The 10,452-nt window shown below is 66.6% G+C and carries 8 protein-coding genes; 3 read left to right on the plus strand and 5 right to left on the minus strand.

Going from position 1 to position 10,452, the window contains the following annotated elements; all coding sequences use genetic code 11:
* Window positions 1-2: 2 nt before the first annotated feature.
* The gene (locus tag ET21_RS0105690) at window positions 3-545 is read right to left on the minus strand and encodes a histidine phosphatase family protein (RefSeq protein ID WP_030538898.1); all 543 of its coding nucleotides are present in this window, start codon (window positions 543-545) and stop codon (window positions 3-5) included.
* Window positions 542-3,292, minus strand: coding sequence for an ATP-dependent DNA helicase (locus ET21_RS0105695; RefSeq protein ID WP_030538899.1), 2,751 nt, complete (start codon window positions 3,290-3,292; stop codon window positions 542-544). The genes ET21_RS0105690 and ET21_RS0105695 overlap by 4 nt, the downstream gene beginning before the upstream one ends.
* A 122-nt stretch (window positions 3,293-3,414) precedes the next feature.
* Between ET21_RS0105695 and ET21_RS0105700 the strand changes: the two genes are divergently transcribed.
* Window positions 3,415-4,995 (plus strand): lysine--tRNA ligase, encoded by a 1,581-nt coding sequence (locus ET21_RS0105700; protein WP_030538900.1) that lies wholly within the window; start codon window positions 3,415-3,417, stop codon window positions 4,993-4,995.
* Between the two features lie 215 nt (window positions 4,996-5,210).
* On the opposite strand, the gene ET21_RS0105705 is transcribed toward ET21_RS0105700, so the two are convergent.
* The 3 genes from ET21_RS0105705 to ET21_RS0105715 form a co-directional block, all read right to left on the minus strand.
* Entirely contained in the window at window positions 5,211-5,681 is a 471-nt protein-coding gene (locus tag ET21_RS0105705) for a DUF1090 family protein (RefSeq protein ID WP_021239192.1), read from the minus strand.
* 190 nt (window positions 5,682-5,871) lie between these two features.
* Window positions 5,872-6,549, minus strand: coding sequence for a 2OG-Fe(II) oxygenase (locus ET21_RS0105710; protein WP_030538901.1), 678 nt, complete (start codon window positions 6,547-6,549; stop codon window positions 5,872-5,874).
* A gap of 118 nt (window positions 6,550-6,667) precedes the next feature.
* Window positions 6,668-7,561 carry an RcnB family protein gene (locus tag ET21_RS0105715; RefSeq protein ID WP_237751494.1) on the minus strand — a complete coding sequence of 298 codons (894 nt, stop codon included), beginning with the start codon at window positions 7,559-7,561 and terminating at the stop codon, window positions 6,668-6,670.
* Between the two features lie 292 nt (window positions 7,562-7,853).
* On the opposite strand from ET21_RS0105715, the gene ET21_RS0105725 reads away from it, so the two are divergent.
* Both ET21_RS0105725 and ET21_RS0105730 read left to right on the plus strand, forming a co-directional pair.
* Window positions 7,854-8,339, plus strand: coding sequence for a biliverdin-producing heme oxygenase (locus ET21_RS0105725; RefSeq protein ID WP_037470331.1), 486 nt, complete (start codon window positions 7,854-7,856; stop codon window positions 8,337-8,339).
* Window positions 8,332-10,452 (plus strand): HWE histidine kinase domain-containing protein (locus ET21_RS0105730; protein ID WP_030538904.1); only part of this gene is annotated, 2,121 nt, incomplete at its 3' end. The genes ET21_RS0105725 and ET21_RS0105730, both read left to right, overlap by 8 nt.

Here is a 10,452-nt window from a genome sequence, read left to right on the forward strand (position 1 = left end):
CGTCAGCGCGATCCGGGGCCAAGCGCCGGATCGATGTCGCGCGGACGGGTGAAGCTCACCAGCGTGCCGACATCCTTCTTCGCCTGTGCCCAATGATCGATCGTCAGGTCCATCGCCGCCAGGCTGGCCGTCGGGAATTTCACCTCGACATCCTCGCGCAGAGGGCTTGCGCCGTCATCAGGCACCAGTTCCAGGATCAGTTCCTCCAGACCAGGATTATGCCCTGCCATCAGGACGCTCTGCGCCGTATTGGGAAGGTCGCGGATCACGTCGAACAGGGTAGCGGCCGATGCCAGATAGATGCGCCGGTCCCAATGCGGCTCCAGCGGCTCGCCATAGCCCGACAGGAACGTGTCCAGCGTCTGGGTAACGCGCACGGCGGGCGACGCCACCAGCCTGTCGAACTGCATCTTGCGCGATTTCGCGAACTGGCCGACCAGCAGCGCCGCCTTTTCGCCCCGGCGATTGAGCGGCCGGTCGAAATCACGCGCGACCGGATCGTCCCAATCGGACTTGGCGTGGCGCAACAGGGTCAGCCGCTTCATCTTTGCTCCAGGTCGTGGGTGCCGGACTCGTTATCCTGAAGCCCTAGCGCCGCCCCGCCGCCAATGCCAGCGCGGGAATGCGCGCTGACCGCAATGATCGCTTCATCCAGCGTCAGCCGCCGCACGGGCGTGCCCGGCGGAAAGGCGCTGAGCAGGCGGCTGGGCATGGCGGCCGACAATATGACGAAGCTGCCCCGGTCCTCCGCGCGGCGGATGAGGCGGCCGAACGCCTGGGCGAGCCGGGCGCGGATCAGCCGGTCGTCATAGGCCGCGCCTCCGCCCGCCAGCCGCCGGGCCGCATGCAGCACCGTCGGCTTGGACCAGGGAACCCCCTCCATCACCACCAGCCGCAGCGAATGCCCCGGCACGTCCACCCCGTCGCGCAGCGCATCGGTGCCGAGCAGGGACGCGCGCGGATCGTCGCGGAAAATGTCGATCAGCGTGCCGGTGTCCATCGGATCGACATGCTGGGCATAGAGCGGCAGGCCGGCCCTTGCGAGCCGGTCGGCGATCCGCGCATGGACCGCGCGCAGCCGCCGGATCGCCGTGAACAGGCCCAGCGTGCCGCCGCCCGACGCCTCGATCAGCCGGGCATAGGCCCCGGACAGGGCAGCGATGTCGCCGCGTTTGATGTCGGTGACGATCAGCACTTCGGCGCGGCTGGGATAGTCGAAGGGGCTGGGCGCTTCGAACCTATGCGCGCCGCGCGCCAGATGGACCGCGCCGCTGCGGCTTTCTGCATTGTCCCAGTCGCCGCCGCCCTTGAGCGTTGCCGAGGTGACGAGCACGCCATGCGCCGGTTTCAGCACGGTTTCGGCCAGCGGACGCGTGGGATCGAGCCAGTGGCGGTGCACGCCGATGTCATATTCGCGCCCCTCGACGCGATCGACCGTCAGCCAGTCGACGAAATCAGGATCGGCCGGTCCGCCGATCCGCGCGAGCAAGGCGAGCCACGCGGTGATCAGGTCGCGCCGCCAGTTCAGCGATGCGATCGCGCCTTCGATCCGCGCGCGCGCGGCGCCGTCCAGCCAGTCGGGCGCATCCTCCACCACCGCTTCCAGCCGCCTGGCGAGCCGGGCGAGCGGACGCAGCAGCGCGTCGAGCGCCAGCGCCGCATCCTGCGCCGCTTCCACCAGAGCGCCGTCCGGTTCGGCAAGCTCGGTTTCCAGGCCATAGCCTGCGTCGGCTTCCCCCGCATCGGCGGCGCGGGCGAAGACGGTGCCGCGCACGGCGGCGAGCAATTGTTCGACCGGGCCGAAAGGCTCGCCCGCGACGACGCGCTTCAACCATTCGTCGGCAGGCAGCGCCCGCGCCGCGTCGGTCGCCGCGCGGATCGCTTCGCCGCCTTCCTCGTCATAGCTGGCAAGGTCAGACAGGCGCGCCGCCAGCCCCCTTCGCCTGCCGCGTGACGATCCTTCGGGACCCATGATCCAGCGGCGCAGTTCGATCGCTTCCTGACCGGACAGGGCCACGGAAAAGGTCGCGTCGGCGGCGTCGAACAGATGATGGCCTTCGTCGAAGACGATGCGTTGCGGACGCTGCCCGGTTTCGCGGCCGCGCGCGGCGTTGATCATCACCAGCGCATGGTTGGCGATGACGATGTCCGCTTCGGCCGATGCCCGCGCCGACCGTTCGATGAAGCATTTGCGATAATGGGGACAGCCCGCATAGATGCACTCGCCCCGCCGGTCGGTCAGCGCCGTCGAACCGTTGCGCCGGAACAGGGTGGGCAGCCAGCCGGGCAGGTCGCCACCCACCATGTCGCCATCCTTGCTATAGGCCGCCCAGCGCGCGACGAGCTGCGCCAATATGGCGGCGCGCCCGGCAAAGCCGCCTTGCAGCGCGTCCTCCAGATTGAGCAGGCAGAGATAATTTTCCCGCCCCTTGCGCACGACGACCCGCTGCGCCGCTGTCGCCGGATCGGGAAAGAGGCGCAGGCTTTCGCGGTCGAGCTGCCTTTGCAGCGCCTTGGTATAGGTGGATATCCACACCGTCCCCTGCGCCTGCGATGCCCAGAGCGAGGCGGGCGCGAGATAGCCCAGCGTCTTGCCAATGCCCGTCCCGGCTTCGGCGAGCAGCATGTTGGGCTGATCGCGGTGCGCGCGGGGCCGGAAAGCCTCGACCGCCGCCGCCGCATAGGCGCGCTGTCCCGGCCTTGGCTCCGCTGCCGCGCCAGTGAGGCTGGAAAGGCGCGAGAGGACGGCGTCCTCCTCCAGCGCGATGGAGCGGGCGGCGGGGCGGGGCGGCGCTTCCTCCCATTCCGGCAGGCGGGAAAACAGCCATCGTTCCGCCTCGGCCGGGCGGGGGATGCGCGGCGCAACCAGCGGCCCCCATGGCCAGCGCAGGCGATGGAGCGATTGCGCGGCGGTCCATCCGCCTTCGCGCTCCGCCCAGTCCGGCGCTTCCAGCATGGCGAGAAGGGCCGACGCCGCCGATTGCAGCAAGGCGGGGATGTCCGCTTCGTTCACGGGCCGCTCCAGCCCCAGCGCTTCGGCGAGGCCCTTGGCCGTGGGGACGAGGAAGCGGGCGGGATGCACGAAGGCCCAGAGTTCCAGCAGGTCGAGGCCGTTCAGTTCGGGATAGCCCAGCCTCTGCCCCGTCAGCGGCGCGTTCAGCAGCAGCACGGGCGTTTCCGCCGCGCGGCCGATCGCGCTGCCCTTCGCCACCGCCTGCGTCACGGAGCCTTCGCGCAGCCAGATGCCGCCATGGCTGGCGTGGAGGGCGGGCAGGGCGGCGGGATCGATCACGCATCCGGGAGTAGGCGAGCTGGAACAAAAGGGAAACTGAAATTCGGCGAACGGCGGCGCGGCGTGGCCGATTTCTTTACCCGTTCCCTTTCCGGCTGACCGGGGCTAGGGGACTTTCCATCATGACTGTGTCCGAAATCCTCCGCACCGCCGCGCAGGCGTCCAAGGCCTGGCCCTATGAAGAAGCGCGCAAGCTGCTCAAGCGCTATCCCCAGGGCGCGCCTGATAAAGGCTATATCCTCTTCGAAACCGGCTATGGTCCTTCGGGCCTGCCGCATATCGGCACCTTCAACGAAGTGCTGCGCACGACCATGGTGCGCAACGCCTATCATGCGCTGTCGGATGTCCCGACCCGCCTGATCGCGTTCAGCGACGATATGGACGGCCTGCGCAAGGTGCCCGACAATGTGCCCAACCAGGCGATGCTGGCCGAACATCTGGGCAAGCCGCTGACGCAGGTGCCCGATCCGTTCGGGAAGTTCGAAAGCTTCGCGCATCACAATAATGCGATGCTGCGGGAATTTCTGGACCGTTTCGGCTTCGACTATGAGTTCGTCTCCGCTACCGAGCGCTACCGCTCCGGCGCTTTCGACGACGCGCTCCGCAACGTCCTGCGCCATTATCAGGCCATTATGGACATCATGCTGCCGACGCTGCGCAAGGAACGGCAGGCGACCTATTCGCCGGTCCTGCCCATCAGCGCCAAAAGCGGCATCGTCCTCCAGGTCCCGGTCGAGGTGGTGGACGCCGAAGCGGGCATCGTCCGGTTCGAGGATGAAGGCGAAGTGATCGAACAGTCGATCCTGTCCGGCGCGGCGAAGCTGCAATGGAAGGTCGACTGGGCGATGCGCTGGGTCGCGCTGGGCGTCGATTATGAGATGGCGGGCAAGGACCTGATCGATTCGGTCACGCAAAGCTCGAAGATCTGCCGCGCGCTGGGCGCACGCCCGCCAGAAGGTTTCAACTATGAGATGTTCCTGGACGAAAAGGGCGAGAAGATCTCCAAGTCCAAGGGCAACGGCCTCAGCCTTGAACAATGGCTGACCTATGGCCCGCAGGAAAGCCTTGCCTTCTTCGCCTATCGGGAGCCCAAGAAGGCCAAGCAACTGCACATGGGCGTGATCCCCCGTGCGGTGGACGAATATTGGCAGTTCCGCGCCAATTACCCCAAGCAGGCGATCGAGCAGCAGCTCGGCAATCCCGTGCACCATATCCATGACGGCAAGCTGCCCGAAGGCGAATTGCCGGTGACCTTCGGCCTGCTGCTGAACCTGGTCGGCGTGATGGGGGATGCCAGCCGCGAACAGGTGTGGGGCTATCTGCAAAATTATGTTCCGGGCGCCAATGCGGACAGCTATCCCGAACTGGACGCGCTGATCGGCCATGCGCTCGCCTATCATCGCGATTTCGTCGCGCCGACGCTCAAGCGCCGCGCGCCGGAGGCGCATGAGGCCGCGGCGCTGCGCAAGCTGGATGAGGAGCTTGCCGGTCTTCCCGAAGATGCGGGCGCGGAGGAGATCCAGAATATCGTCTACGCCATCGGCAAGGACGAAGCCTTTGGTTTCGCCGAACTGAAGGACTGGTTCAAGGCGTTGTACCAGACGCTGCTCGGGGCCGATCAGGGGCCGCGCATGGGCAGTTTCATCGCCCTTTACGGCATCGCCAACAGCCGCCGGTTGATCGCGCAGGCGCTGGGGGGCTGAGGGGCGCGCGGCGGAACATTCAGGGCCGCCAAACGTTGCGCTATCTGGTCCACCCCCTTTCGGACTGATGGCGCGCCTGGCGCGTGTCATCGGCCGCGCCTGCCCGGAGACGAGCGGCGCGGCCAAGGGGTTCAGGACCTTGGCCTGCCATGCAGCAGAACGGCTCCAGACCGATCGTCTGGAGCCGCTGTTGTTTCCTCAGGAGGCCGTGCCGCTTACCAGAAGAAGCCGCGATGGACCTGGATCACCCGGCCGGTGCGGACATTCACCAGCAGCACGTCATTATAGTGCCTGACCCAGCGCATATTGTTGCCGGGACGCGGCAGGCGGTAGCGATAGGGATCGCTGATATAATAGCGTGAGCTGTAATAGGCCGGGCGAAGCCGCGCGCCCGCTTCCCAGCGATTATAGCGGAAGGGCGCGTTCCAGTTGCCCGCGCGGTAGACGTCGCGGTGCGAGCGGCGATAGTCGCGCCAGTCTTCCCGCAGCTCCCGCCGTGCTTCGCGCACATCGCGGCGCTGTTCGCGCACGTCGCGGCGGTCGCCATAGCGGCGGGCATCGCGAAGCTCGCGCTGTTCCTGCCGCAGTTCGCGCGCGCTGTCGCGGACTTCGCCGCGCGACTGGGCCATCGCCGCGCCGGGCATGGCAGTGGCTGCAATCAGGCCCAGGATGATCAACTTACGCATATATTTTCTCCCAATCAGCTTGGCGGCGGGAAACCGGCGGGCGTCCAGTTTTCAGCCCCTGTGGCAGGTTCCGCCGCCAACAGCATGCTTATGCGCCCCTTGCGCTGAACCGCCCGAAAACGGGCCGGTCAGCTAACGGTCATTTATGTCGCGAAGTGTATCAGCCCGGCGGAAGGGAGGGGCGTCCGGTTCAGCCGCCCCAGCGCTTCTCGCGAAACCATTTGGTGACGACATATTTCTCGCCCCGCTCGACCGGGCGGGCGGCGTGCAGGCTGTCGGGATTGGGCGCGCCGTCCGGCTTCATGTTGTTCCAGAGCAGGATCATGCCTTCGACCGGCGGCACCATGAATTCGCAGTGCGGGAAATGAGTCTCTCCCCCTGCTTCCACGGCGGACAGATAGATCATCGCCGTCCAGCTGCGCTGCCCGCCGGTCGTGCGCATGGCTGGCCAGTAATTGGCGGTCACGGGAAAATAGTCGCAATGCGGCTTATATTCCTGTCCCACCGCATAGCGCTGGCCTTGCAGCGTCTCGCCATTTTCGGACGGCAGGCCGGTCAGCGCGCAGATCCGGTCGCTGATGGACATGACCAGCGGGTCCCACGGGTCCAGATTGCAGCTATGGCTGGTGCGATAGTCCGCGTTCGCGCTCCCTGAAAACAGCGTCGACGGCTGCGCGCCCGCATCGATCAGCGCGCGCAGCCCGCCGCATTCCTCCGCGCTCAGGAAATCGCGGCGTCCATAGATTTCCAGCCGGGGCGCATCGATCCGGCTGACCATGGGGTTGCGCTCCAGCCGGGCGCGCACCGCTTCCCCGATCCGTGCGCGGGCAGGCGATGCTACCCCTCCATCATCGATCACATCGGTCATGCATGCCTCCTGCCACCGGAGCGCCCGCCGCCGCAAATGAAAAGGGCCCGAAGCCTGCCGCTTCGAGCCCAGTTGTTCCTGATGTGCAGTCAGGAGCCGTTATCCTGTTCTCATCCGCTCACCAGAAAAATTCATGGATCACGTCGACCACATAGCCGTCGCGAATGTCCACCAGCAGCGCGTCGTCATAATAGCGAATCCAGCGCAGCGTTCCATAGGCGAGCGGCAGGCGGTAGGACCATGGATCGTCGATCCAGTAGGAATTGGTGAACAGCACGCTGTTCAGGAAGATGCCGGTGGAATAGCGCCTGTAGCCGTAGCTCCATCCGCGCGGGGCATAATAGCGGCCGATGCGGTAGCGGTCGCCATAGCGCGAGCGGTAGCTGCGCCAGTCATAGCGCCGGTCCTGCCGCCAGCCGCTGTCCCAGCGCCGCTGGCCATTCCAGCGGGTGCGATCGTCGAACCGCCGGTCCACGCCGTTGTTGCCGCGCCAGCGCCGGTCGTCATTGTTCCACCCGTCATTGCCGCGCCAGCCGTCGCGCCGGTCCTCCCGGCGGCTTTCGCGCCAGCCCTGGCGGTCGTCCCGCTGCCGGGACGCCTCGCCCCAGCCTTGCTGACGGTTCCAGCGGGAAGCGTCGTTCCTGCGGCCCTCGTCTCTGCGCCCATCGTCCCTGCGGCCATCATCCCCGCGGACGCCGCTCTGCTGCCAGCGGCCCTGCGCCCCGGATTGCTCCACACGGCCGGAGGGGCGGTCATCGCGCCGCTGCGGCTGTTGCTGCTGCTGCCAGCCTTCGCGCCGCTGCTGCCAGCGCTGCGCTTGCCCCTGCTGCTGACCAGCGTCGCTGCGCTGCCAGCGCTGCCCGTCGCCGCCCGCGCGGCCGGTATCCGGGCGCGCGCGCTGCTCCGCCCGGCCGCGCCAGCCGCCATCATCTCCACGCTGAGCATAAGCAGGCGCGACGCCGCCCAATATTGTCGCGGACATCAGCCCCGCCAACATAATTTTCTTCAACATGATCTTTGCTTTCCATTGAGGCGTTATGCCCCGCATGCTCACCTTTTATTCTCCTCGCCATGTCGAGATGCTGAACTTGTTCGTCAGCCATTTGAAAGGGTCGGCGCGGCTGCCTTCCTGTCGCAGAAATGGATTCGGGGCGCTGTAGCGAGCCGAAAATTTCACCAGGCGAACGACTAAGCTAAAAAAGTTAATCGAGATCAAGGCAGGGCTGTTTGACAAGCTTTAGGAATGCCGGGTGACAAGAACGCCCATGGACGGCCGGATCAGACAGGCCCTGCGTCAAGCGACGATGGCGGAGCACCAGCGTGTGGACGATCTTTTCTCCCGCTTTTCGCTCGATACGCCAGAAAGCTACCGCTCCTTTCTGAAAGCCCACGCGCGCGCGCTCGCCCCGCTGGAGGCGATGGCGCGGCCTGCCGCGCCGCGCCTGCCGATGCTGGCCGAAGACCTCGCCGCCCTTGGCGAATCGATGCCGGACGGGCTGGCGATGCAGGCGCGGGACAGCGACGCGTTCCGCTGGGGCGCGCTCTACGCGCTGGAAGGATCGCGGCTGGGCGGGGCGATGCTTGAACGCCAGGTCGCGTCCGGTCTTCCGCGCGCCTATCTGTCCGCCGTGCATGAAAAGGGCGGATGGCAGGCGTTTCAACGCTCGCTCGACGCCGCCGCCGAAGGGGAAGGCGACCAATGGGTCGGCGAGGCCGTGCAGGGGGCGGAGGCCGCCTTCGCGTTGTTCGCCGCCGCCGCGATGAGCGAGCAGGCGATGGCGCGTGGCTGATGGCGCGGTTCAGGACGATGGGGGCTTCGCCGTCGACATCACCAATTGCGACCGGGAGCCCATTCACGTTCCCGGATCGATCCAGCCGTTCGGATTCCTGATCGCGCTTACGGCCGACTGGCTGGTGTCGCGCGTGTCCGCCAATAGCGGAGAATTTATCGGCCTGTCGCCGCAGGACATGCTGGGACGGCCGGTCAGCGATATTTTCCGCGCCGACGCGATCCACACGCTGCGCAACCGGATCACCTTGCTGCGCGGCGCGCATGCGGTCGAACGGATTTTCTCGCTCCCCCTGATTGACGGCTGCGCGCCTTTCGACGTCGCGGTGCATTTTTCCGGCTCGCTGGTCGTCGTGGAAGCGGAGCCTGCCCGCGCGGACGAGATGGAAGCGACCGGCATGGTCCGGTCCATGGTGGCGCGGCTGTCGCAGATGGACGGCATGACGGCGTTTCTGCGCGACGGCGCGCGGCAGGTGCGGGCGCTGACCGGCTTCGACCGGGTGATGGTCTATCGCTTTGCCGATGGCGGCGACGGAGAAGTCGTCGCGGAAGCCTTGCGGCCCGGCATCGACAGCTTTTTCGGCCTTCATTACCCGGCATCGGATATCCCGCAGCAGGCGCGGGCGCTCTACCTGCGCAACATCTTCCGCGTGATCGCCGATGTCCAGGCAAAGCCCGTGCCGATCGTTCCCGTGCTCGATCCGTCAGGCGCGGCGCTCGATATGTCGCTCAGCCTGCTGCGCTCGGTATCGCCGATCCATATCGAATATCTGGGCAATATGGGCGTGGGCGCGTCGCTCTCCATCTCCATCGTCGTGGGAGGGAAGCTCTGGGGCCTGTTCGCCTGCCACCATTATGGGCCGCGCCTGCCCAGCTTCGCGCAGCGCAGCGCGGCGGAACTGTTCGGCCAGATATTCTCCATGATGCTGGAAAGCCGCGAGCGCGCCGAAACCGCCGAATATGAAGGCAAGGCGCGGCAGGTGGCCGACCGGCTGATGTCGGCAGTCGCGCAGGACCATGACCTGCTGTCCAACGCGCGCTGGCTGGGCGACGTCATTTTCGACACGATCCCGGCGGAGGGCGTGGGCGTCTATATTGACGGGCAGATGACCCTGTCGGGCCTGACGCCGGACGAAACATCCTTCGCCGCGCTGGTGAAGCTGCTGAACCGCGCCGCCGCCAGCACGGTCTACACGACCGACAATCTCGCCAGCATCATGCCGGAAGCGGCTGCCTTCGCAGACCGCGCGGCGGGGCTGCTCGCCATCCCGCTGTCCCGCCGCCCGCGCGACTATGTCGTCCTGTTCCGGCCGGAACAGCTGCGTTCGGTGCGCTGGGCGGGCAGTCAGGAAAAGCATGTCGAATATGGCCCCAACGGTCCCCGGCTGACGCCGCGCAAGAGCTTCGAGGAATGGTCGCAACTGGTGAAGGGCACGGCGGTGCCGTTCACCGCCGCCGAATTGCGGGTCGCCGAGGCCCTGCGCACCGCCCTTCTGGAAGTCGTGCTGCGCCTGTCGGATTCGGCCAATGAAGAACGGCATCGCGCGCATGAGAAGCAGGAACTGCTGATCGCCGAGCTCAATCACCGCGTCCGCAACATCCTGTCGGTGATCCGGGGTTTGCTGTCGCAGACGCGCGGCAGCGCGGGGTCGGTGGAAGAATTCATCGCGACGCTGGAAAGCCGCGTCCACGCCCTGGCGCGCGCGCATGACCAGATCACCGCCGACCGCTGGTCGCCTGCCAGCCTCTACGACCTGATCGAGGTGGAGGCGGGCGCTTATCTGGGCGAGCGGCGGGACCGCGTGAAGCTGACCGGGCCCAACGTGCTGCTGACGCCTTCGGCCTTCACGGCGATGGCGCTGGTGATCCATGAGCTTTTGACCAACGCCGCCAAATATGGCGCCTTGTCCGACAGCGGCGTCGTGTCGATCGACTGGCATGTGGACGAGGATGGCAGCCTGCTGGTCCATTGGGTCGAAAATGGCGGCCCGGCGGTCGTGGCTCCGACGCGGCGCGGCTTCGGATCGACCGTGATCGAACGGTCCATCCCCTACGACCTCAATGGAAAGGCGGAGCTTTCCTACCGGCTTGCCGGGCTGGAGGCGCATTTCTGC

Source organism: Sphingobium sp. DC-2, from assembly GCF_000722555.1.
GTDB lineage: Bacteria > Pseudomonadota > Alphaproteobacteria > Sphingomonadales > Sphingomonadaceae > Sphingobium > Sphingobium quisquiliarum.

What these genes read in the sequence shown, in the direction of transcription:
- ET21_RS0105690 (WP_030538898.1), bottom strand. Translation starts at nt 545, where the DNA reads ATGAAGCGGCTGACCCTGTTGCGCCACGCCAAGTCCGATTGGGACGAT.
- ET21_RS0105700 (WP_030538900.1), top strand. Translation starts at nt 3,415, where the DNA reads ATGACTGTGTCCGAAATCCTCCGCACCGCCGCGCAGGCGTCCAAGGCC.
- ET21_RS0105705 (WP_021239192.1), bottom strand. Translation starts at nt 5,681, where the DNA reads ATGCGTAAGTTGATCATCCTGGGCCTGATTGCAGCCACTGCCATGCCC.
- ET21_RS0105710 (WP_030538901.1), bottom strand. Translation starts at nt 6,549, where the DNA reads ATGACCGATGTGATCGATGATGGAGGGGTAGCATCGCCTGCCCGCGCA.
- ET21_RS0105715 (WP_237751494.1), bottom strand. Translation starts at nt 7,561, where the DNA reads ATGTTGAAGAAAATTATGTTGGCGGGGCTGATGTCCGCGACAATATTG.
- ET21_RS0105725 (WP_037470331.1), top strand. Translation starts at nt 7,854, where the DNA reads ATGGCGGAGCACCAGCGTGTGGACGATCTTTTCTCCCGCTTTTCGCTC.